The sequence below is a fragment of the Streptomyces sp. NPDC058198 genome (genome assembly GCF_042882605.1).
Lineage (GTDB): Bacteria > Actinomycetota > Actinomycetes > Streptomycetales > Streptomycetaceae > Streptomyces.
Window position 1 is genome coordinate 105097 of the sequence record NZ_JBHVVP010000005.1, and the last position, 20872, is coordinate 125968.

17 protein-coding genes and 1 pseudogene are annotated in these 20872 nt (G+C 70.1%); 9 read left to right on the forward strand and 9 right to left on the reverse strand.

What is annotated here, in order from left to right:
- The first annotated feature begins 368 nt into the window (after positions 1-368).
- Positions 369-995 carry a DUF642 domain-containing protein gene (locus ACFVWW_RS19440; protein ID WP_386877549.1) on the forward strand — a complete coding sequence of 209 codons (627 nt, stop codon included), beginning with the start codon at positions 369-371 and terminating at the stop codon, positions 993-995.
- Positions 996-1070: 75 nt separating this feature from the next.
- A pseudogene (locus tag ACFVWW_RS19445) lies at positions 1071-1268 on the forward strand (VOC family protein); the annotation flags it as partial.
- 5 nt (positions 1269-1273) lie between these two features.
- Here the strand turns inward: ACFVWW_RS19445 and ACFVWW_RS19450 are convergent.
- Positions 1274-2449, reverse strand: coding sequence for a methyltransferase domain-containing protein (locus ACFVWW_RS19450; protein ID WP_386877550.1), 1176 nt, complete (start codon positions 2447-2449; stop codon positions 1274-1276).
- Positions 2450-2870: 421 nt separating this feature from the next.
- Between ACFVWW_RS19450 and ACFVWW_RS19455 the strand changes: the two genes are divergently transcribed.
- Complete coding sequence (locus tag ACFVWW_RS19455) at positions 2871-3305, forward strand: VOC family protein (protein WP_386877551.1); 435 nt, start codon at positions 2871-2873, stop codon at positions 3303-3305.
- 53 nt (positions 3306-3358) lie between these two features.
- Here ACFVWW_RS19455 and ACFVWW_RS19460 read toward each other — a convergent pair whose 3' ends face one another.
- Together ACFVWW_RS19460 and ACFVWW_RS19465 are read right to left on the reverse strand one after the other, a co-directional pair.
- Positions 3359-3997, reverse strand: a complete 639-nt coding sequence (locus ACFVWW_RS19460; protein WP_384333001.1) for a DUF6518 family protein — start codon at positions 3995-3997, stop codon at positions 3359-3361.
- A gap of 141 nt (positions 3998-4138) precedes the next feature.
- Entirely contained in the window at positions 4139-5284 is a 1146-nt protein-coding gene (locus ACFVWW_RS19465) for a PP2C family protein-serine/threonine phosphatase (RefSeq protein WP_384188252.1), read from the reverse strand.
- A 107-nt stretch (positions 5285-5391) separates the two neighbouring features.
- Here ACFVWW_RS19465 and ACFVWW_RS19470 point away from each other — a divergent pair, with 107 nt between their 5' ends.
- Complete coding sequence (locus ACFVWW_RS19470) at positions 5392-6627, forward strand: GNAT family N-acetyltransferase (protein ID WP_386877552.1); 1236 nt, start codon at positions 5392-5394, stop codon at positions 6625-6627.
- Positions 6628-6640: 13 nt separating this feature from the next.
- Here the strand turns inward: ACFVWW_RS19470 and ACFVWW_RS19475 are convergent, their stop codons facing one another.
- Positions 6641-7450, reverse strand: a complete 810-nt coding sequence (locus ACFVWW_RS19475; protein WP_384188256.1) for an Fpg/Nei family DNA glycosylase — start codon at positions 7448-7450, stop codon at positions 6641-6643.
- A gap of 73 nt (positions 7451-7523) precedes the next feature.
- Complete coding sequence (locus tag ACFVWW_RS19480) at positions 7524-8012, reverse strand: ribose-5-phosphate isomerase (protein ID WP_384333010.1); 489 nt, start codon at positions 8010-8012, stop codon at positions 7524-7526.
- A gap of 172 nt (positions 8013-8184) precedes the next feature.
- Here ACFVWW_RS19480 and ACFVWW_RS19485 point away from each other — a divergent pair, with 172 nt between their 5' ends.
- Complete coding sequence (locus ACFVWW_RS19485; protein ID WP_384188259.1) at positions 8185-9666, forward strand: amino acid permease; 1482 nt, start codon at positions 8185-8187, stop codon at positions 9664-9666.
- A 125-nt stretch (positions 9667-9791) separates the two neighbouring features.
- On the opposite strand, the gene ACFVWW_RS19490 is transcribed toward ACFVWW_RS19485, so the two are convergent.
- Positions 9792-10376: a biotin transporter BioY gene (locus ACFVWW_RS19490; RefSeq protein WP_386877553.1), complete on the reverse strand. Its 585-nt coding sequence runs from the start codon at positions 10374-10376 to the stop codon at positions 9792-9794.
- Between the two features lie 214 nt (positions 10377-10590).
- Here ACFVWW_RS19490 and ACFVWW_RS19495 point away from each other — a divergent pair, with 214 nt between their 5' ends.
- On the forward strand, positions 10591-11232 hold the full coding sequence (locus ACFVWW_RS19495) for a superoxide dismutase (protein ID WP_386877554.1): 642 nt from the start codon (positions 10591-10593) through the stop codon (positions 11230-11232).
- A gap of 135 nt (positions 11233-11367) precedes the next feature.
- Here ACFVWW_RS19495 and ACFVWW_RS19500 read toward each other — a convergent pair whose 3' ends face one another.
- Positions 11368-12000 (reverse strand): DsbA family protein, encoded by a 633-nt coding sequence (locus tag ACFVWW_RS19500; protein WP_384188264.1) that lies wholly within the window; start codon positions 11998-12000, stop codon positions 11368-11370.
- A 160-nt stretch (positions 12001-12160) separates the two neighbouring features.
- Between ACFVWW_RS19500 and pepN the strand changes: the two genes are divergently transcribed.
- The gene (gene pepN, locus ACFVWW_RS19505) at positions 12161-14737 is read left to right on the forward strand and encodes an aminopeptidase N (protein WP_386877555.1); all 2577 of its coding nucleotides are present in this window, start codon (positions 12161-12163) and stop codon (positions 14735-14737) included.
- A gap of 134 nt (positions 14738-14871) precedes the next feature.
- Entirely contained in the window at positions 14872-16026 is a 1155-nt protein-coding gene (locus tag ACFVWW_RS19510) for a hypothetical protein (RefSeq protein ID WP_384188268.1), read from the forward strand.
- 7 nt (positions 16027-16033) lie between these two features.
- On the opposite strand, the gene ACFVWW_RS19515 is transcribed toward ACFVWW_RS19510, so the two are convergent.
- Together ACFVWW_RS19515 and ACFVWW_RS19520 are read right to left on the reverse strand one after the other, a co-directional pair.
- Positions 16034-17215, reverse strand: coding sequence for a serine hydrolase domain-containing protein (locus ACFVWW_RS19515; protein ID WP_386877556.1), 1182 nt, complete (start codon positions 17213-17215; stop codon positions 16034-16036).
- Positions 17216-17228: 13 nt separating this feature from the next.
- Complete coding sequence (locus ACFVWW_RS19520; RefSeq protein WP_386877557.1) at positions 17229-17411, reverse strand: hypothetical protein; 183 nt, start codon at positions 17409-17411, stop codon at positions 17229-17231.
- Between the two features lie 105 nt (positions 17412-17516).
- Between ACFVWW_RS19520 and ACFVWW_RS19525 the strand changes: the two genes are divergently transcribed.
- Positions 17517-20825, forward strand: coding sequence for a S8 family serine peptidase (locus tag ACFVWW_RS19525; protein WP_386877558.1), 3309 nt, complete (start codon positions 17517-17519; stop codon positions 20823-20825).
- The last annotated feature ends 47 nt before the right edge of the window (positions 20826-20872 follow it).

Below are 20872 nucleotides of genomic sequence, written 5' to 3' on the forward strand. Positions count from 1 at the left end.
CCCACCCCGAATACCCCTCGGCCCTGACCCGCAGACAACAACACCAGCTTGCACGGCCCACCCCGTGCTCCCCCTGGTCGTCGGAGCGCGCCGACGTTCGGGCGCCCCGGCGCGGACGCCCCCTGCGGCAGTGGGGCCACGGTGGACGGGGTACGCGGCATTCCCCGAGGTCAGGACATCCGTATGCCAGGGGGCGTACGGACGTTGTCCGCGCGCCGCTCGCCCCCGAGGGCCGCCTCCGGCCTGCTCGTTCTGCTCCCGTGCGCGGCAGCGGGGCCCTTGGCCGGTTGCAAGGCGGCCCGCAGACTCCGAATGGGTTCTCAGCCGGGAGCCCCGTCGTATGGCGTCGCACCGACCGAAGGGGCCAGATGCGCCCAGTGCACCTGTCCGTCACCGCCCTGTCCGCCGCAGCTCTCCTGCTGTCCGCCACCCCCGCCACCGCCGCGCCGCGTGCAGAGGGCACAACCGACAGAGTGGCGGCCGCCGGCGCGTCCGCCGACGGCTTCGAAACCCCGCTCGTTCCGGCCCCGTACACGTTCACCGACTACCTCGGCGGACAGCCCATGGGCCCCTGGACGGTCGGCGGCGACAGCGTCGACCTCACCAACGACCGTCTGTGGGACGCCGCCGAGGGACACCAGTCCCTCGACCTCAACGGCAGTACGTCCGGCAGCGTCTCGCGGAAGATCTCAACGCTGCCGCTGACCTCGTACATCGTCAGCTTCAAGCTGGCGGGCAACCCGGAGTGGCTCCCCGCCCTCAAAACGGGCGAACTCAGAGTCAACAGCTCGCCCCTGAAGACCTTCAGCTTCGACATCACCGGCCACGGCCGCCGCAGCATGGGCTACGTCCAGCAGACCGCGGTCTTCACCACCCTGCTGAACACCTCCGTCACCCTGACCTTCGTCAGCACCAACCCCGGTTACGGAGGCCCCGTCATCGACGACGTCAAGATCCAGAGCTGCCTGCTCGTCCTCTGCCCACCCCACCACTGACACCACCATCTGACGGACACGGATTGTCAGAGGCGCGCAGTACGGTCCTGTCATGGCAGCCAGAATCGATCTGCGCCGCCCGCCCCCTTCGCGACCCGCGAGGAGTGGCACGCGAGTTTCGACCTGCCGGAGGACGACTCCGTGGACGACGGGGCGTGGCTCTGTGATCCGGACGGGGTCGGCCCCCGGCTCGGCATCCTCAAGGTCGCCGAGCCGAAGACGGCGAAGAACCGGCTTCACATCGACGTCCGGGTGCCGGGCCACGGCAGTCCGCCCTCTCAGACCGGCCAGCAATCCGCTGGGTCGTCCAGCCACGCCTGTTGCCCGTCGGCCGTGACGGAGAGTCCGAAGCGGTCGTAGTCCGGCTTTCCCTTCTCGTTCCACCACTGGTACGCCGCTTCGGCTTCGTCCCAGAGCCGGCGGGGGCCGGATTGCCACACGTCTGCGTCCTGGCCGTCGTGGAACTGCACGCACGCCCATGACCGGTCAGTGAGTCCGTAGAGCCACACAGGCCGCCTGCCCTCGCGCTTCTCGGCCACCACGTGAACGCAATCGCGGACCCGCAGCCCCACGGCGAACCGCTGGGGACTGAATCGCTGCCCCATGAACGCGTCCTCGCTGACCGTGGTGGACGACTTGTCGCGGACGGCCAAGGTGCCGTTGACGTACTCGGAGTGCACGACAGGTGAAAGGCGCTGGGCTCGCGCCTTCATGAACTCCACCGGACCCGTGAACGCGCCCGTGGCACTGACTCGGTCGTCTGCGACGACCATGCGTGCCACGGCGTCCCCGTTGCCGTAATGCGTCCCCCACGGGACCACCATCACCGCGCCCGGTCGGCTCTGCTCCACCCAAGCGAACGGAATGGACCGGAAGCCGCAGGTGGCGATGATCCGGTCGTACGGCCCCCCTTCTGGGTATCCCGTGGCACCGTCCCGGTTGATGACCCTGACGTTCATCCCGAATGCCTCAAGGACCGTACGCGCCTCGGCGGCGACCACGGAGTCCAGTTCCAGCGTGACCACGTTCTCCGGCCCCAGCCGGTGAGCCAGTAGAGCGGCGTTCCAGCCGGTTCCCGCCCCGATCTCCATGACACGGTCGCCGGGCCGTACGTCCAGGTCGTGGAGCATACGGAACACGACGGAGGGCATAGAGGCGGAAGAGGTCGCGACTACGCCCGGAGCGGTGCCGTCGTGCCTGCCGTCATCCCACTGCGTGACAACGGGCGTGTCGGCATCCGCGTAGGCGTACCAGGAATCCGGTTCTTCCGAACGCGAAACGGGGACGCTCTGCCCCGACTCCATGTCGTACGGCCAGATGAGATCCGGCAGGAACGAGGACCGGGGAACAGCAACGAACGAGGGGGCCCAGTCCGAGGAGAGCACGCCCCCGGCCATGAGGACGCGCCCCAGCTCGGTGCGGCCGGGGCGCTCCTGGTGTGCGTCAGAAGTCACTGAGTGAGAGCCTCACCTTTGGGCGGGTTGGGAACACCTGGCCCACCATCCGGGCTCGGCGGCTGGTGCGGTCCCGGGTAAGGCTCCCCGGGCAGTCGGTCTCCGCCGCCACTGGCCTTGTGCATCCTGATCACTCTTCTTCCTTCCGATTCGCCCGGCTGCCGACCGTCAAGCAGGACAGCCAAGCCGGTTTTCACCCGACAGCAGGGTGGTGCGCTCCACACCCTCCCGCCCGAGGTCGGTCTACGGCTAGCGGCCACGTGTCGGCCAACTGTCGGCCAGACTTGGCCCATGGGGAGCAGCATCGGGGCCAACATCCGACGCGAGCGCGAACAGCGCGGGTGGAGCCAGACACGGCTGGCGCTGGAGGCCTGCCGGGCGCCGGACACGGATTGTCAGAGGCGCGCAGTACGGTCCTGTCATGGCAGCCAGAATCGATCTGACCTTTGACTGTACGAACGCGCCGCTCCTCGCCGGGTTCTGGAAGACGGCGCTCGGGTATGTCGACGAGCCGCCGCCCGCTCCCTTCGCGACCCGCGAGGAGTGGCACGCGAGTTTCGACCTGCCGGAGGACGACTCCGTGGACGACGGGGCGTGGCTCTGTGATCCGGACGGGGTCGGCCCCCGGCTCTGCATCCTCAAGGTCGCCGAGCCCAAGACCGCGAAGAACCGGCTTCATATCGACGTCCGGGTGCCGGGCCACGGCAGTCCCGAGGAGCGATGGGCGCGGATCGCGGCGGAGGCCGAGCGGCTGGTGACGGCGGGCGGGAGCGTCCTCGGGGAGTTCGAGGGGCACCACGTGGTGATGGCCGACCCCGAAGGCAATGAGTTCTGCGTCGGCGCGGCCTCCGCCTGACGGCCGGCGGTCTGTGGGCAGGCAGTCCGTGGGCAGGCGGTCCGTGGGCCGGGTCAGCCCCCGAGTGACCCCAGGGAGCCCATGACCAGCACATACGCGAGGAGCGAGAACGAGAGCGCCGTCAGCAGGGTCAGCGCGCGCTCCCGGTGGGAGCGGGCCATGAGCAGCGGGACGAGCACCAGGACCGCGAGGCAGACCGACGCCTGGGTCATGTAGTGCAGGCTCCAGGCGTAGTGGATGCCTTCCATGCCGAAGACGCCCGCGAGCGCGGCCAGTCCCAGGACGCGTTGGCGCGTTGTCCCGCCCTGTCGCCACCAGCCGCCCGCGATGCCGAAGACCGGTCCGGCGATACAGGCCATGGCCACCCAGACGAGCGGCCAGTAGAGGGCGCCCATGCCGTCGCGGCCGAATTCCGCGTAGCCGTAGTAGCCGACGACGAGGGCCAGCTCGGCCGCGAGCCCGGCGACGGCGAGACCCACTCGGGACACCCGGCCGGCCAGCAGCGCGCCGGCCACGAACGCGGCGACGGACCAGACCGCTCCGGAGTTGGGTATCTGGTTCCAGGAACCGGGCAGCCAACCCTGGGCCAGGTTGGTCAGGACGCCGAAGGCCAGGCCGCCGACGAGCGCCCCTGCCGTCGCGTACGGCCGGCCGGCTCTCTTCGGGGGAACAGCGATCTCAGTGGTGGTCATGACGCTCGTGGCCGCCGCTTCCGTGCAATGGGTCTGATTGGGTGATTAGGTACCGATAACTCCAGATGCATCTTAAGGACGAACCGCAGCCGGGGAGCACGGCCCTCGGGTGGCGTTCGTCTCGTACCGCTTCGGGCCGCGTCAGGCCTCGCGGCAGATCAGCAGCAGCGCCCGGTCGTCGTTGACGTCCTTGGCGATGGCTTCGATCAGGTGCCAGGCGGCGCCCTCGAAGCCCGTGCCGACATAGCGGTCGGCTTCTCCGGTGAGGCGGTCGATGCCTTCCGCGATATCGCGCCCGGGGGCCTCGACCAGGCCGTCCGTGAAAAGCATCAGGACATCCCCGGGGCGCAGATTGCCCTTGACGGGATCGAACTGGGCGCCGTCGTAGACGCCGAGCAGCGGGCCCTCGCCCGACATCTCGTCCCAGCGGCCGGTGCCCGCGTGGAGCTGGAGGGCGGGCAGATGGCCCGCCGAGAGCAGCTCGTAGTCGCCCGAGTCGAGGTCGAGAACGAGGTGGATGGAAGTGGCGAAGCCCTCCTCCCAGTCCTGACGGAGCAGATAGCCGTTGGCCGCCGGCAGGAAGCCGTGGGGCGGGAGCGAGCCGAGCAGGCCGCCGAAGGCGCCCGACAGCAGCAGGGCGCGGGAGGCCGCGTCCATGCCCTTGCCCGAGACATCGGTGAGGACGACTTCGAGGCTGCGGCCGCCGTTCGTCCTGGCCGCCACCACGAAGTCGCCGGAGAAGGACTGGCCTCCGGCCGGGCGCAGCGCCATCTCGCGGTGCCAGCCCTGGGGCAGGCGGGGCAGGGCGCTCTGCACCCGGATGCGTTCGCGCAGGTCGAAGAGCATCGTCCCGCCGCGCCGCCACGGCACCCCGACCCGGGCCCGGAACTGGGCGATCAGCAGACCGAAGAGTCCGCAGGCCGCCACCACCAGCACCGTGCCGGGCGTGACCCGGCCGGGACCGTCCGTGTAAGGGCCGAGGACCATGGACTCGATGATCAGGGCGGCGGCACCGGCGGCGTACAGGCTGAGCAGGCTCGCGGGCCGCAGCAGCAGTCCGCCGGCCACGATCGGGAGGACGAGGGCGGAGGGCGCGCACCAGACGGGGATCGCCATCGTGGCGATGGCGATGGCCGGGATGGTGAGCAGCAGGCCGGCGAGCGCGATCCAGTCGGAGCCGTCGCCCCGGAAGTAGTCCACCCCTGATTTGCGCACGGCGTTGCGGACCCGGTGCAGCGTCATGCGCATCCGGGCCGAATACGACTCCGCTCCCGCGACACCGGCCATTGTGGTGGACCCTATCGATCCAGCCGCCCACCGTGCAGGGGGGACCCCCGTGACAATGCGTTCGAAATCGGGTCGCCTGCTCGACGCGGCCCTGGTACTCATGGCACATGACGACTGATCTACGGGTGCTGGACGCGTCCGAATGGGACTGTTGGTACGGGGCGTTGGAGCTCGCGTTCGGTGGTGTGGCGCAGTCGGACGGGGAGCACGCGCTGTGGCGGGAGCTGACCGAGTGCGAGCGCTCGGTCGGTGTCTGGGACGGGGACGAGTGCGTCGGCACCGCCGGGGCATTCAGCTTCCGGCTGTCGGTGCCCGGTGGCGCGCTGGTGCCCACGGCCGGTGTGACGATGGTGAGCGTGGCGGCCACGCACCGGCGGCGCGGGATCCTCACGTCGATGATGCGGCGCCAGCTCGATGAGGTCCGGGCCCTGGGCGAACCGCTCGCCGTGCTGACGGCGTCCGAGCCGGTGATCTACGGACGGTTCGGTTACGGCATCGCGACCCAGCAGCTCTCGGCGGAGATCGACACGAGCCGGGTGCGGATCACGGTGCCCGAGGGTGCCGACGATGTACGCATACGTCGGGTGACCCCGGATGACCGGGCTGTACGGGACGCGTGCGAGGCGGTGTACGCCAAGGACGTCGCGGGACGGCCGGGGATGGTCGCCCGCCCGCCGGGCTGGGAGCGGCTGCCCGTCGTCGACGCCGACCAGGAGAAGGACGGCATGTCGCCGCTCCAGTGTGTCCTGGCGGAGCGGCACGGCGAGGTCGTGGGATTCGCGCTCTTCCGCAACAGGCCGGAGTGGGACAGCTCGGGCCCCAAGGGCACGATCGAGCTGCGGGACGTGCACGCGCCCGACCCGGTGGCGTACGCGGCGCTTTGGCGTTTTCTCTTCGACATCGATCTGACCTCGACGGTCCGGGCGCGCAACCGGCCCGCGGACGATCCGTTCCAGTATCTGGTCTCCGACGTCCGGCGGTGCGGGATGCGGCTGCGGGACTCGCTGCATCTGCGGCCGGTGGAGGTGGGGGCCGCGCTGGAGGCGCGTACGTACCGGGCGCCGGTGGACGTGGTGTTCGAGGTCGAGGACGCCTTCTGCGCCTGGAACGAGGGACGTTGGCGGCTCAGCGGCGACGCCAAGGGCGCGTCCTGCGAGCGCACCCGCGACACGCCCGACCTGGCTCTCTCCGTCAGGGAGTTGGGCGCCGCCTATCTGGGCGGGGTGTCCCTGGCCGCGCTCGCGCGCGCGGGCCGGGTCCGGGAACTGCGCCCCGGGGCGCTGGCGGAGGCGTCGGTTGCCTTCGCGTCGGACGTCGCACCCTGGCTGCCGCACGGCTTCTAGCCCGCGTGTCTCGCTAGCGCCGTTGGCAGCCGGGGCACCAGAACAGGTTGCGGGCGGCGAGGGGCGCGGTGCGGATCTCGCCGCCGCACAGATGGCAGGGCATGGCGGCCCGGCGGTAGACATAGACCTCGCCGCCGTGGTCGTCGACGCGCGGCGGGCGGCCCATCTCCTCGGGGGTGTGCTCGGGACGGACGGTGTCGATGCGGTTGTTCCGTACGCCCTCGCGCATCAGGGCCACCAGATCCGCCCAGATCGCGTCCCACTCGCGGCGGGTGAGGTCCTTGCCCGCGCGGTAGGGATCGATGCCGTGCCGGAAGAGGACTTCGGCGCGGTAGACATTGCCGACGCCCGCGATGACCTTCTGGTCCATGAGCAGCGCGGCGATGGTCGTACGGGAGCGGGAGATCCTGGCCCAGGCCTGCTCGCCGTCGTCCTCAGGACGCAGCGGGTCCTGGCCCAGGCGCTCGTGTATCGCCTGCTTCTCCGGGTCGGTGATCAGGGCGCAGGTGGTGGGGCCGCGCAGATCCATGTACGCCGTGCCCGAGGCGAGCCGCAGCCGGACCGTGTCCGTGGGCGGCGGGGCCGGCGCGTCGCCGAAGCCGACCTTGCCGAAGAGGCCGAGGTGGATATGGATCCAGCCGGAGTCCCCGAAGCCGAGCAGGAGATGCTTGCCGTGGGCCTCGGTCTCGGCCAGCACCCGTCCGTCGAGGAGGGCGGCGCTGCCGGAGAACTTGCCCTGCGGGCTGCTGACCCGTACCGGCCGGCCGGCGAAGCGGTCGTGGTGGTCCGCGGCGAGGCGGTGGATCGTATGCCCCTCGGGCACGGTGTCTCCCTGAAATCACAGCTGTGCCGCCGGGCGGGCCCGGCGGCACGGACGTGCGGTGCGATCCGGTCGGTCAGTCCTGCTGCGGGTGATGCGCCGGAATGGGCGGCAGCTCGTGGGTCGCCTCGTAGTCCGTGAGCATCTCGATGCGGCGTGAGTGACGCTCCGCGCCGGAGTACGGCGTCTTCAGGAAGACCTCGATGAAGGAGACGGCCTCTTCGCGGGTGTGCATCCGGCCGCCGACGGAGATGACGTTCGCGTTGTTGTGCTCGCGGCCGAGCTCCGCCGTCTCCTCGCTCCAGGCGAGGACGGCCCGTACACCCTTGACCTTGTTCGCGGCGATCTGCTCGCCGTTGCCGGAACCGCCGATCACGACGCCGAGGCTGCCGGGGTCCGCGGCCGTCCGCTCGGCGGCGCGGAGGCAGAACGGGGGGTAGTCGTCCTGGGCGTCATAGATGTGGGGCCCGCAGTCGACGGGCTCGTAGCCGTGGGCCGTGAGCCACTCGACCAGATGGTTCTTGAGTTCGAAGCCGGCATGGTCGGAACCGAGATACACGCGCATGGACCGAAGTGTGGCACGCGCGTCGCCGGGTAGCGGTCAGCGGGTCGGGGCTCCGTATCGGGGCCACCGGTGTTTCACCAGTATTCGAAGCAGGCCCTTCCGACGGCGGGGGCTGGGCGCTTAAATGCGGGAGCTCTTCAGTCGAGCTCCTCGCGGATGTAAGGATTCCTGTATGACCTCCCTTCCTACCCCCACTAAGGAAGGCGGAGACCCCGGCGTACCTGGGAATCCGCAGTCCCCCGACGGCCTTCAGGCCGGGCTCAAGAACCGCCATCTGTCCATGATCGCGATCGGTGGTGTGATCGGCGCCGGGCTGTTCGTCGGTTCCGGATCGGGTATCGCCGCCGCGGGCCCCGCCATCCTGCTGTCGTACGCACTGGTCGGCCTGATGGTCGTGCTCGTGATGCGGATGCTGGGCGAGATGGCCGCGGCGCAGCCGACGTCCGGGTCCTTCTCGGCCTACGCGGACCGTGCGCTGGGCCGATGGGCCGGATTCTCGATCGGCTGGCTCTACTGGTTCTTCTGGGTGGTCGTCCTCGCGGTCGAGGCGACCGCGGGCGCGGTGATCCTGGAGGGCTGGGTGCCGGCCGTGCCGCAGTGGGCGTGGGCGCTGATCGTGATGGTCGTCCTGACCGCGACGAACCTCGCGTCCGTGGCGTCGTACGGCGAGTTCGAGTTCTGGTTCGCCGGCATCAAGGTGGTGGCCATCGCGGCGTTCGTCGTCATCGGCCTGCTCGCCGTCTTCGGCGTACTGCCGGGCTCCGACAACCCGGGCGCCGGCTTCGCGCATCTCACCGACTCCGGCGGATTCCTGCCCAAGGGACCGGGCGCGATCCTGACCGGTGTGCTGATGGTCGTCTTCTCCTTCATGGGCAGCGAGATCGTCACGCTCGCCGCCGGGGAGTCCTCGAACCCGCAGCGGGCCGTCGCCAAGGCCACCAACAGTGTGATCTGGCGGATCGCCGTCTTCTACCTGGGCTCGATCTTCATCGTGCTGACGCTGCTCCCCTGGAACGACCCGTCGATCGCCAAGGACGGCTCGTACGTCGCGGCCCTGAACTCAATCGGGATCCCGCACGCCGGACAGATCATGAACGTCATCGTGCTGACGGCCGTCCTGTCCTGTCTGAACTCCGGCCTCTACACCGCGTCGCGGATGGCCTTCTCGCTCGGCCGGCGCGGGGACGCGCCCAGGGCCTTCGCACGGACGAACGCGCGGGGCGTGCCGCGGGCCGCGATCCTGTCGTCCGTCCTCTTCGGCTTCGTCGCCGTCTTCTTCAACTACAAGTGGCCGGACACGGTCTTCGCGTTCCTGCTGAACTCGTCGGGCGCCGTGGCGCTGTTCGTCTGGCTGGTCATCTGCTTCACGCAGCTGCGGATGCGCGGGATCATCCTGCGCGAGGCGCCGGAGAAGCTGGTCGTACGGATGTGGCTCTTCCCGTATCTGACCTGGGCGACGATCGCGATGATCTCGTTCGTCCTGGTCTACATGCTCACCGATGACACCGGGCGGGAGCAGGTGCTGCTGTCGCTGCTGGTGGCGGCGGTCGTGATCGCCATCGCGCTGGTGCGCGAGGCGCGGCAGCGGCGGACGGCGAGCGGCATCCCCGACGAGATCCCCGCCGGGGTGGCACGGGACGAGATCAATACCTGACCGAAGCCGTCAGGTGGCGCCGTGAGGCTCTCCGTACGCACCGGGTGGACCCCCACCGGGCGAAACGGGGAGCCTCACGCATGTCCGGCACGCATGTCCGGACGCTTCCACCAGGGACGACGGCATCAGCCGCGGCGGCCGACGAGCTTCCAGGCGGCGGGGAGCGCGCCCATCGCGAGGGCGGCCTTGAGGGCGTCGCCGAGGAGGAAAGGCACCAGGCCGGCGGTGACCGCGGCGCTCAGCGACATTCCGGCGGCCACCGCCAGGTAGGGGACGCCGACCGCGTAGATGACCAGGGAGCCCAGCACCATCGTGCCCGCCGTGCGCGGTACGGAACGGTCGCCGCCGCGGCGGGCCAGCGCGCCCACCACCGTGGCGGCGAGCAGCATGCCGAGGACATAGCCGAAAGAGGCGCCGCCAGGTCCTGAGGATCCCGCGGAGAACCACGGCATCCCGACCATGCCGACCAGGGTGTAAATGGCGAGGGAGAGGAAGCCGCGGCGAGGGCCGAGCGCGGTGCCGACGAGCAGCGCGGCGAAGGTCTGGCCGGTGACCGGCACCGGGGAGCCGGGGACGGGTACGGAGAGCTGCGCCGCGAGGCCGGTGAGCACGGCGCCGCCGACGACCAGGGCTATGTCCCGGGTGCGGGTGGCGGGCAGCAGATCGGCGAGGACCGCTCCGGTACGGGGGGCTGCGGCAGCAGTACTCATGGGGTCTCCGCGGGTAGAGAGGGCAATTCGGGACAGCCCGACGTTAGCCCACCACACCGGCCCGGATCACCGTCAGTCGCCCACAAACCGGAGGTCAGAGCGTTGTCGGAGGTGACACATGGGGCGGGAGGTGTCATGAGGAGCACAGCCGCCCTCTTGCTGTTAGCGTGCACTTGCATAAGATGTGCAACAAGAGGCCGGAGGGCTCGGACACATGGCCACGTACACGCTTCCTGAACTTCCTTACGACTACGCGGCGCTCGAACCGGTTATCAACCCGCAGATCATCGAGCTGCACCACGACAAGCACCACGCGGCCTACGTCAAGGGCGCCAACGACACCCTCGACCAGCTCGCGGAAGCGCGCGACAAGGAGTCCTGGGGCGCGATCAACGGCCTGGAGAAGAGCCTCGCGTTCCATCTCTCCGGCCACATCCTGCATTCGATCTACTGGCACAACATGACCGGTGACGGGGGCGGCGAGCCGCTCGCCGCGGACGGTGTGGGCGAGCTGGCGGACGCCATCGCCGCGTCCTTCGGCTCCTTCACCGGCTTCAAGTCGCAGCTGACCAAGGCCGCCGCGACCACCCAGGGCTCGGGCTGGGGTGTCCTCGCGTACGAGCCGGTGAGCGCCCGGCTGATCGTCGAGCAGGTCTACGACCACCAGGGGAACGTCGGCCAGGGCTCGGTCCCGATCCTGGTCTTCGACGCCTGGGAGCACGCCTTCTATCTCCAGTACAAGAACCAGAAGGTGGACTTCATCGACGCGATGTGGAAGGTCGTCAACTGGCAGGACGTCGCCAAGCGCTACGCCTCCGCCAAGCAGCGGGCGAACAATCTGCTGCTCGCTCCGTAGGAAGGGACCACAAAGGCCCGCAGGGACCGCCACACGTCCTGCTCGTGATCGTCTTCTCACCCTTCACGTGCGGGCGGAATGACGAAGGACCCCCGCGAGGACATGACTCGCGGGGGTCCTTCTGCCGGAGTTCGGTCAGTCGAAAATGGGGCCCTGGGTGCGGGTCCGCTTGATCTCGTAGAAACCGGGTATCGACGCGACCATCAGCGTGCCGTCCCAGAGCTTCGCCGCCTCTTCGCCCTTGGGCGCCGGGGTGACGACCGGGCCGAAGAAGGCGATCTGCTCGCCGTCCGCGCCCGGGACGGCGATGACCGGGGTGCCGACCTCCTGGCCGACCTTGTCGATGCCCTCCTTGTGGGAGGCGCGCAGCTCGGTGTCGTACGCGTCGGAGTCGACGTAGTCGATCAGGTCCGCGGGCAGTCCGACCTCGTCCAGGGCGGCGGAGATCGCCTCGCGGGTCGGGCCCTCGCCCTGGTTGTGGAAGTGGGTGCCGAGCGCGGTGTACAGCTTGCCGACGACCTCGTCGCCGTACTTCTGCTGAGCGGCGATGACCACCCGGACCGGGCCCCAGGCCTTGTTCGCGAGCATGTCGCGGTATTCCTCGGGCAGCTCGTCGATCCGGGGCTCATTGAGGACGGCCAGGCTCATCACATGCCAGCGCACCTCGATGTCGCGGACCTTCTCCACTTCGAGGACCCAGCGGGACGTCATCCACGCCCAGGGGCACAGCGGGTCGAACCAGAAGTCGACGGGGGTCTTCTCGGACATGACTCTCCTCATTACGGGCTGCGGACGACGAGCTGCGGACGCACCTGCCCGGAGCAACGTCACGGACCGCCGACGGCATTCCCTGATGCCGTACGTCAGTGGCACATGCGAGGATCGTTCGGGTTTCGAACGAGCCACAAGGCAAGCCGAAGGAGTGACCGTGCCCGGTGAGAATCTGTCCCGTGACGAGGCGGGCGAGCGGGCGGGCCTGCTGTCCGTAGACAGGTACGAGATCGCCCTCGACCTGCGCTCGGCCGTGGGTGAGGCGCCGGACGGGCCGCGGACCTTCCGCTCGCTGACGACGATCCGGTTCCGCGCCACGGAGCCGGGGGCGGCCACCTTCGCCGACCTGATCGCGCCGAGCGTGACCGCGGTGACGCTGAACGGGCGGGAGCTGGACCCCAGCGCGGTGTTCGACGGCTCGCGGATCGCGCTGGACGGCCTCCAGGCGGAAAACGTGCTGGTCGTGGACGCGCAGTGCGCGTACAGCCGTACCGGCGAGGGCATGCACCGCTTCGTCGACCCGGAGGACGGCGAGGTCTACCTCTACACCCAGTACGAGCCGGCCGACGCCCGCCGCGTCTTCGCCAACTTCGAGCAGCCGGACCTCAAGGCCCCGTACACCTTCCAGGTGACCGCGCCGGAGGGCTGGCAGGCCTGGAGCAACGGCGTGGGCACGCTGACCGACGGGGTGTGGCACTTCGCGGAGACGAAGCCGATCTCGACGTACATCACGACCGTCCTGGCGGGGCCGTACCACTACGTGACGGACTCCTACCGCCGTACGTTCGACGACGGCACGGTGCTGGAGATCCCGCTCGGCGCGATGTGCCGCAAGGGGCTCGCCCGGCACTTCGACGCGGACGACGTCTTCCTGATCACCAAGCAGGGCCTGGACTTCTTCCACGACCACTTCGACTACCCGTACCCCTTCGGGAAGTACGACCAGGCGTTCGTGCCCGAGTACAACCTGGGCGCGATGGAGAACCCGGGCCTGGTGACCTTCCGCGAGGAGTACATCTTCCGCGGCAATGTGACGCAGGCGTCGTACGAGCGCCGGGCGAACGTCATCCTGCACGAGATGGCGCACATGTGGTTCGGCGACCTGGTCACCATGCGGTGGTGGGACGACCTGTGGCTGAAGGAGTCCTTCGCGGACTTCATGGGGTGCTTCTCGATGGTGGAGGCCACCCGCTTCACCAACGGCTGGATCACCTTCGCCAACAACCGCAAGGCCTGGGCCTACCGCGCCGACCAGCTGCCGTCCACCCATCCGATCACGGCCGACATCCGTGACCTGGAGGACGCCAAGCTGAACTTCGACGGCATCACGTACGCCAAGGGCGCGTCGGTGCTGAAACAGCTCGTCGCGTACGTCGGCAGGGACGCGTTCCTGGAGGGCGCCCGGCGCTACTTCAAGCGGCACGCGTACGGGAACACCCGGCTGGGCGATCTGCTCTCCGTCCTGGAGGAGACGTCCGGGCGGGACATGACGGGCTGGTCGCGGTCCTGGCTGCAGACCGCCGGGGTCAACTCCCTCACCCCGCAGGTCCTCTACGACGCCCAGGACCGGATCACCGAGCTGGCCGTGGTGCAGGACGCCCCCGAGTCCCACCCGGAACTGCGCCCGCACCGGGTGGCCATCGGGCTGTACCGGCGCACGCCCGACGGCGCGCTGGAGCGGTTCGCGCGGGCCGAGACGGACGTCGCCGGGCCGCGTACGGTCGTGACGGAGCTGGCCGGGGCCGAACGGCCGGAGCTCGTACTCGTCAATGATGACGATCTGACGTACTGCAAGATCCGTTTCGACACGGGCTCGCTGGACACACTGCGCGCGCGTCTCGGTGATCTCACCGACCCGCTCGCGCGCGCCCTGTGCTGGTCGGCGCTGTGGAACCTCACGCGCGACGCGCTCATGCCGGCCAGGGACTTCATCGCTCTGGTGCTCACCCACGCGGGCCGCGAGACGGACATCGGTGTGCTTCAGATGCTGCACGCCTGGGCGCGGTCGGCCCTCACCCACTACGCGGCGCCGCAGTGGCGCGAGGAGGGCGGGCGGCTGCTCGCCGAGGGTGCGCTGCGTGAGCTGCGGACCGCCGAGCCCGGCGGCCAGCACCAGCTGACGTGGGCCCGCTTCTTCGCGGCGGTCGCGTCGAGGGACGCCGACTTCCAGCTGCTGCACGGGCTGCTGGACGGTACGGCGAAGATCGACGGCCTTGAGGTCGACCAGGAGCTGCGCTGGGCCTTCCTGGAGCCGCTGGCCGCGCACGGCATCGCGGACGAGTCCGTGATCGGGGCGGAGCTGGCGCGTGACGACACGGCGTCGGGCAAGCGCCACCAGGTGCGCTGTCTGGCGGCCCGACCGTCCGCCGCGGTCAAGGCGCAGGCCTGGGCGCAGGTCGTCGAGTCGGACGCGCTGTCGAACGCGCTGGTCGAGGCGACGATCTCGGGCTTCGTCCAGCCGGGTCAGCGGGGGCTGCTCGCGCCGTACGCCGCCACCTACTTCGAGGTGATCGAGCGGGTGTGGGCGGACCGTTCGATCCAGATCGGCATGGTTGTGGTGCGGGGCCTGTTCCCGGGGCTCCAGGACGACCGGTCCACCCTGGAGGCGACGGAGTCCTGGCTCGGTACGCACCCGGACGCGGCTCCGGCGCTGCGCAGGCTCGTGCTGGAGGCCGGGGACGATCTGGCGCGGGCGCTGCGCGGGCAGGACTGCGACCGGGCGGCGGCCGGCTGAGCCATCCGGGCGACGGCCGAATGGCTGACTGATCGGCAGCCGAACGCCCGTACTTTAGGGCGAGCTTGTCCGCTTTTGTCGACGAACGTGTAACAGAGGTTGAGAGCGGCCGGGGCAGGGGCAGACCCCGGGACATGAACAACAACACCCCGGTGTCCCCCCGCCCCCTCAGTCACCTCTCCGACGATGTGCAGCGCCGGGTGCTCTCGCTCGCGCAGCTGCGGGAGCACGGCGTACCGGCCGGCCGGGCGGCCGCCCAGTGCCGGACCGGTGGCCCCTGGCAGCAACTGCTGCCAGGGGTCTTTCTGTTGCACGCGGAGCCGCCGACCAGCGAGGAGCGGCTGCACGCGGCGCTGCTGTACGCGGGGCGGCCGAGCGTGGAGGGCGGCGGGGAAATGCCGGAGCAGAGCGGCCCTGCGACGTCCCGGTCCGTGCCGGCGCCGCCTGCGCAGCCGACGCCCCCGGCCGCCTCCCCGGTCGCGGCCGCCTCCCCGTCCCCGGTCGCGGGCCCGGTCGCGGCCCCGGTCGCGTTCGGCGCGGTGATGATCACCGGTCTGGCGGCGCTGGCGCTGTACGGATTCTCGTCCACTCCCCCGCTGGCCGCCCTGGAGCAGATCGATGTGCTCGTGCCGCGCACCCGCCGGCTGCGGTCCACGGGATGCGCCCGGCTGATCCGCGCCCACGCCCTGCCGCGGCCCGAGCAGATCACCGGCCTGCCGGTGGCGCCGGCGGCGCGTGCGGTGGCCGACGCGGTCGCCGAGCTGTCGGACGCGGCGCTCGTACGCGCGCTGCTGACCGAGGCGGTACGCGGCGGGCACTGCGAACCGGCCGCGGTGGTACGGGAGCTGAGCCAGGCCAGACTGCTGACCCGGCCGTTCGTGGTGGACGCGGTGGACGCGCTGCTCGCCGAGGGCCGGACGCTGTCCGAGGGACGGCTGTACGAGATGGTGCGGACGTACGGACTGGCCGAGCCGTTCTGGAACGTCGATCTGCGGCTGCCGGACGGACCGCATCTGGGCGGTGTGGACGCCTACTGGCCGGAGCAGGCGGTCGCCGTCGAGCTGGACACCCGGACGCCCCGGCAGGGCGGCCGGCCCGAGGACGACGAGCTGTGGTCGGAGTGCGCCCGCAAGCGGGAGCACCTGGAGCGGCTGGGCATCACGGTCGTCCACCTGACGCCCAGGAAACTGCGGGAGTCGATGGAGCAGCAGGCAGCGGTGGTCCGTACGGCCCTGATGGCGGCGGACGACCGTGATCCGGCGGCGTATGTGGCCGTCCTGCCCAGATGAGGCGCTGTCAGCCGCAGAACTCGGCTTCGACGACCTTCGCGGTGTCGCCCGCCGCGTCGGAGTTGAAGGTGAAGGTGAGCGAGTGGGCTCCGTCCGCGGTCGTCGCGGCGACCGACGCGGAGCCGCGGATGCTGCCGCTGTGGCCCCAGATCTCCGTGCCGCAGGGCAGTTTCTGCCACATCAGACCGAGGCCGTAGCCATAGCCGGGCAGCTGCGCGCCCAGCGGGACCGTGGTCATCATCTCTTTGAGCTGGCGCTCGGGCAGCAGCTCACCCGTGAGCAGCGCGCCGTAGAAGCGTTGCAGATCGGCGGAGTTGGAGATCATCGCGCCGGACGCGCCCGCGACCGTCGGATTGATCTCGGTGACGTCATGGAGCGCCGCCGCCGGATCCGGGTCGAGGAGTGTGGAGTAGGCGCGGCCGGAAGGCCGTGGCATCCGGGCATCGGTGCCCGGCACGCTGGTGGCCCGCAGGCGCAGCGGGCGCAGGATGCGACGCTCGATCTCCGTGGCGTACGAGCGGCCGGTCACCTTCTCCACGATCATCCCGGCGAGCAGGTAGTTGGTGTTGGAGTAGTTCCAGCTCGCGCCGGGGGCGAAGTCGGGCCGGTGGCTCATGGCGAGCGCGACCAGCCGCTGGGGCCGCCAGGTGTCGTACCGGTGCTCGAAGAAGCCGTCGCCGGCGACCTTCTGCCGGAATTCCTGGTCCGCGGTGTAGTTGTAGATCCCGCTGGTGTGGTTCAGCAGTTGGCGGACGGTGACCGTGCGCCCGTCGTGGCCGTTGCCGCGCACCACCCCGGGCAGCCACGCGTCGACGGTGTCGTCCAGGCCGATACGGCCCTCGGCCGACAGCTGGAGGAGCACCGTGGCGACGAAGGTCTTGGTGAGGGAGCCGACGCGGTAGCGGTCCTGGGGCAGACGCTCGCGGCCGGTGGTCAGGTCAGCGACCCCGGCGGCGCCGGTCCAGCCGCCGTCGCGGTCCCGCACCCGGGCCATCGCCCCGGGCACCCCCTCCTCGACGGCGGCGTCGAGCGCCCGCTGCGTGGCGCGGTGGCCGGTTCTTCCGTCTTCCCCCGCCGGGACGGCCCGGGCGGGGCTGACGAGCGCGGTGCTCGCGACGGCCGCCGCCGCGAGCGCTCCCGTCCACGCGACCAGGGCCGAGCGGGCCGAGCGAGTCGTACGTACTGCCATGTGAACTCCCCTGTCAGCGAATGCGGTCGCCGGACAGACGCCCGTAACGCGTCCGAAGTTCTCTCCCGGACCACGTGATGCGGACGGCATGGGCGGCCGCGCGCCGCTCCGAGAAGGCCCGCACGTGCCGGACTTCGCGGATATCGACCGATTGGTCCTCGGTGGCGCACCAGCCGCGCTGGCGGATGTCCGCCATGACCGAATCCCGACCCTGACAACCCTCCACAAACCCCTGCCACTTAGGCAAAGCTGAGCGGTCATCCGGTACCGAAATCCGGACTGTCTCTTTCACAACTCAGGGATGCTGATGACCTCCGAATCCGAGAGCTCCATATCCGGGCCGAGACGCGTGGCCAGGGTCGCGGCGGCAGCCGGCCTGGTGGCCGCGCTGATCGCCTCCGGTGCGGTGCCCGCGTTCTCCGCGACTGCCGCAGACGACCCGGCCGCCCCCGCCCCCATCAAGGCGTCCTCCGACAAGCTCGGGGCCGCCGATGCCGACCTGCTCACCAAGGCCAAGGCCGAGGGTGAGAAGAGCATCACCATGATGGTCGCCACCGCCCCCGGTGCGACCGAGCAGGTCGCCGGCCAGCTGGACGCCATCGAGGGCGCCACGGTCGGCAAGACGTACGACAAGGTCGGCTACGTACGGGCCACGCTCCCCACCGCCAAGGCGGATGCCGCGATCAACGCGGCCCAGAAACTGTCTTCCGTCCACGGCATCGATCTCAAGCAGGAGATCAAGCTGGACGACCCCACCCCGGCGGCCGACACCGTCGCTCACGCCAAGGGTTCGAAGGGCTCGGCCGCCGAGAAGTACCCGGCGCCGAGCAGCAGGACCCCGGCGAAGAACCCGTACAACCCGTCCTTCGAGACCGGTGCGGTCGACTTCGTCAAGCAGCACCCGAAGGCCGATGGCCGCGGGGTCACCATCGGCATCCTGGACTCGGGGGTCGACCTGGGCCACCCGGCGCTCCAGAAGACCACCACTGGCGAGCGCAAGATCACCGACTGGGTGACGGCCACGGACCCGGTCTCCGACGGCGACGGCACCTGGCTTCAGATGAGCGGCGCCGCGAGCGGCCCGACGTTCACGGCGGCCGGCCGGACCTGGACCGCCCCGGCGGGCGCGTTCAAATTCACCACCTTCGCCGAACGGGTCACCGCCGGCGGCGACATGGCCGGCGACCTGAACCGCGACGGCGACACCACCGACGCCTGGGGCGTGCTCTACGACCCGGCGAGCGGCACCGTCCGGATCGACCTGAACAGCGACGGCAACTTCACGAACGACACCGCGATGAAGCCGTACAAGGACGGCTATCAGATCGGTTACTTCGGTACGGACAACCCGGCGACCGAGATCGTCGAGCGCATCCCGTTCGTCGTCGAGATCCGCAAGGACGTCGTCTACAACGCGGCCGGTGCGAAGTCCGACTACGTCAGCGTCGGCGTCATCGAGGGCGAGCACGGCACGCACGTCGCCGGCATCACCGCCGCCAACGGCCTGTTCGGCGGCAAGATGAACGGCGCCGCCCCCGGCGCCAAGCTGGTCTCCTCCCGCGCCTGCACCTGGAGCGGCGGCTGCACCAACATCGCGCTGACCGAGGGCATGATCGACCTGGTCGCCAACCGCGGCGTCGACATCGTCAACATGTCCATCGGCGGTCTGCCCGCGCTGAACGACGGCAACAACGCGCGCGCCGAGCTCTACACCCGGCTCATCGACACCTACGGTGTCCAGCTGGTGATCTCCGCGGGCAACGACGGCCCCGGCACCAACACCATCAGCGACCCCGCCGTGGCGGACAAGGTCATCTCTGTCGCCGCCTCCATCTCCAAGGAGACCTGGGCCGCCAACTACGGCTCCGGTGTGACGACGAAGTACGGCCTGCTGCCGTTCTCGGCCCGCGGCCCGCGTGAGGACGGCGGCTTCCAGCCGACCATCACCGCGCCCGGCGCGGCGATCAACAGCACCCAGACCTGGTACCCCGGCGGCCCGGTCGCCGAGGCGGGCTACACACTGCCGCCCGGCTACTCCATGCTCCAGGGCACCTCGATGGCCTCCCCGCAGGCGACCGGCGCGAGCGCGCTGCTCCTCTCCGCCGCCAAGCAGAAGCGCATCGACCTCACCCCGGCGAATCTGCGGACGGCGCTCGCCAGCAGCGCCGACAAGATCCCCGGTCTCCAGGCGCACGAGCAGGGCGCCGGTCTGATCGACGTCGTGGGCGCGTGGAAGGCCATCGAGCACGGCGCCACCGCGCACGAGTACGCGGTCAAGGCCCCGGTCGACACCGCGATCGAGGAGTTCCTGAAGACCCCCGGCTTCGGCACGGGTCTGTACGACCGTGAGGGCGGCCTCCAGGCCGGCAAGAGCAAGACGTACGACGTCACCATCACCCGGACCACCGGCCCCAAGGGCGCGGTGGAGCACCGGCTGGACTGGAAGTACAACGACGGCACGTTCCGGCTGCTCGGCAGTGACAAGGTCAAGGTGCCGCTGAACCAGCCGGTCACCGTCACGGTCCAGGCCAGGCCCCGCACGGCCGGCGTGCACAGCGCCATCCTGGAAGCGGACGACCGTCGTACGGAGGGTGTGGACAAGCAGATCCTCGCCACCGTGGTCGTCTCGAAGGAGCTCGCGAAGCCGTCGTACGCCTTCACGGCGTCCGACTCGGTGCAGCGCAACAGCTCGAAGTCGTACTTCCTCACGGTGCCGCAGGGTGCGAAGACCCTGGAGGTGGCGCTCGGCGGACTCGCCAAGGACAGCCAGACCCGGTTCATCTCCATCCACCCGTACGGTCTGCCGGTCGAGGACAGCTCGACCATCTTCTGCTACCCGAACTACTCGAACCCGAGCAACACCTGCCGCCCGGACCTGCGTTCGTACGTGGACCCGGCCCCCGGCGTCTGGGAGATCGAGGTCGAGTCGCGCCGTACGTCGCCGCTGCTCGACAACAAGTACACGCTGGACGTGTCGCTGCTCGGCGCGAGCTTCGACCCGGCGGTCACCACGCTGCCCGAGGCGAAGATCGGTACGCCCACCCCGGTGACCTGGACGGTCACCAACGAGGCCGCCGCCATCGACGGCAAGCTCAGCGGTGGCTCGCTCGGCTCGGCCAAGATCGAACGGCAGACGATCGCCCACCGGCAGAAGCTCGTCTCGACGATCGTTGTCGGTGCGGGCGTCGAGCGCCTGGACATCGCCATCGGCAACACTTCGGACATCAGCGCCGACCTCGACCTCCTGGTCGCCAAGGACGGCGTGACCGTGGGGCAGTCCGCGGACGGTGACTCCGAGGAATCGGTCAGCCTCACCAATCCCGCCGCCGGTACGTACACGGTGACGGTGGACGGCTACTCGGTCCCGGCCGGGACGACGGAGTTCGACTACCGCGACGTCTACTTCTCGGCGTCGCTCGGCTCCATCAAGGTCGACGACACGAAGTCGGTGAAGCTCGCCAGCGGCGCGTCGGCGCAGGTCTCGGCCGATGTCGTGGTGAACAGCGCGGCCCCCGAGGGCCGGCAGTTCTTCGGCGATGTACGCCTGCTGAACGCGCGCGGCACGGCCGCGGGCACCGGCAGCGTCCAGATCAGCAAAACCAGCAACTGAACCAGAGTGATGCCCCGGTCCCCCACTGAGGGGGGCCGGGGCATCTC

Bases quoted from the DNA above. Each gene is read 5' to 3' on its own strand.
- ACFVWW_RS19440 (WP_386877549.1), top strand. From the start codon at position 369: ATGCGCCCAGTGCACCTGTCCGTCACCGCCCTGTCCGCCGCAGCTCTC.
- ACFVWW_RS19455 (WP_386877551.1), top strand. From the start codon at position 2,871: ATGGCAGCCAGAATCGATCTGACCTTTGACTGTACGAACGCGCCGCTC.
- ACFVWW_RS19460 (WP_384333001.1), bottom strand. From the start codon at position 3,997: ATGACCACCACTGAGATCGCTGTTCCCCCGAAGAGAGCCGGCCGGCCG.
- ACFVWW_RS19465 (WP_384188252.1), bottom strand. From the start codon at position 5,284: ATGGCCGGTGTCGCGGGAGCGGAGTCGTATTCGGCCCGGATGCGCATG.
- ACFVWW_RS19470 (WP_386877552.1), top strand. From the start codon at position 5,392: ATGACGACTGATCTACGGGTGCTGGACGCGTCCGAATGGGACTGTTGG.
- ACFVWW_RS19480 (WP_384333010.1), bottom strand. From the start codon at position 8,012: ATGCGCGTGTATCTCGGTTCCGACCATGCCGGCTTCGAACTCAAGAAC.
- ACFVWW_RS19485 (WP_384188259.1), top strand. From the start codon at position 8,185: ATGACCTCCCTTCCTACCCCCACTAAGGAAGGCGGAGACCCCGGCGTA.
- ACFVWW_RS19490 (WP_386877553.1), bottom strand. From the start codon at position 10,376: ATGAGTACTGCTGCCGCAGCCCCCCGTACCGGAGCGGTCCTCGCCGAT.
- ACFVWW_RS19495 (WP_386877554.1), top strand. From the start codon at position 10,591: ATGGCCACGTACACGCTTCCTGAACTTCCTTACGACTACGCGGCGCTC.
- ACFVWW_RS19500 (WP_384188264.1), bottom strand. From the start codon at position 12,000: ATGTCCGAGAAGACCCCCGTCGACTTCTGGTTCGACCCGCTGTGCCCC.
- ACFVWW_RS19510 (WP_384188268.1), top strand. From the start codon at position 14,872: ATGAACAACAACACCCCGGTGTCCCCCCGCCCCCTCAGTCACCTCTCC.
- ACFVWW_RS19515 (WP_386877556.1), bottom strand. From the start codon at position 17,215: ATGGCAGTACGTACGACTCGCTCGGCCCGCTCGGCCCTGGTCGCGTGG.
- ACFVWW_RS19520 (WP_386877557.1), bottom strand. From the start codon at position 17,411: ATGGCGGACATCCGCCAGCGCGGCTGGTGCGCCACCGAGGACCAATCG.
- ACFVWW_RS19525 (WP_386877558.1), top strand. From the start codon at position 17,517: ATGCTGATGACCTCCGAATCCGAGAGCTCCATATCCGGGCCGAGACGC.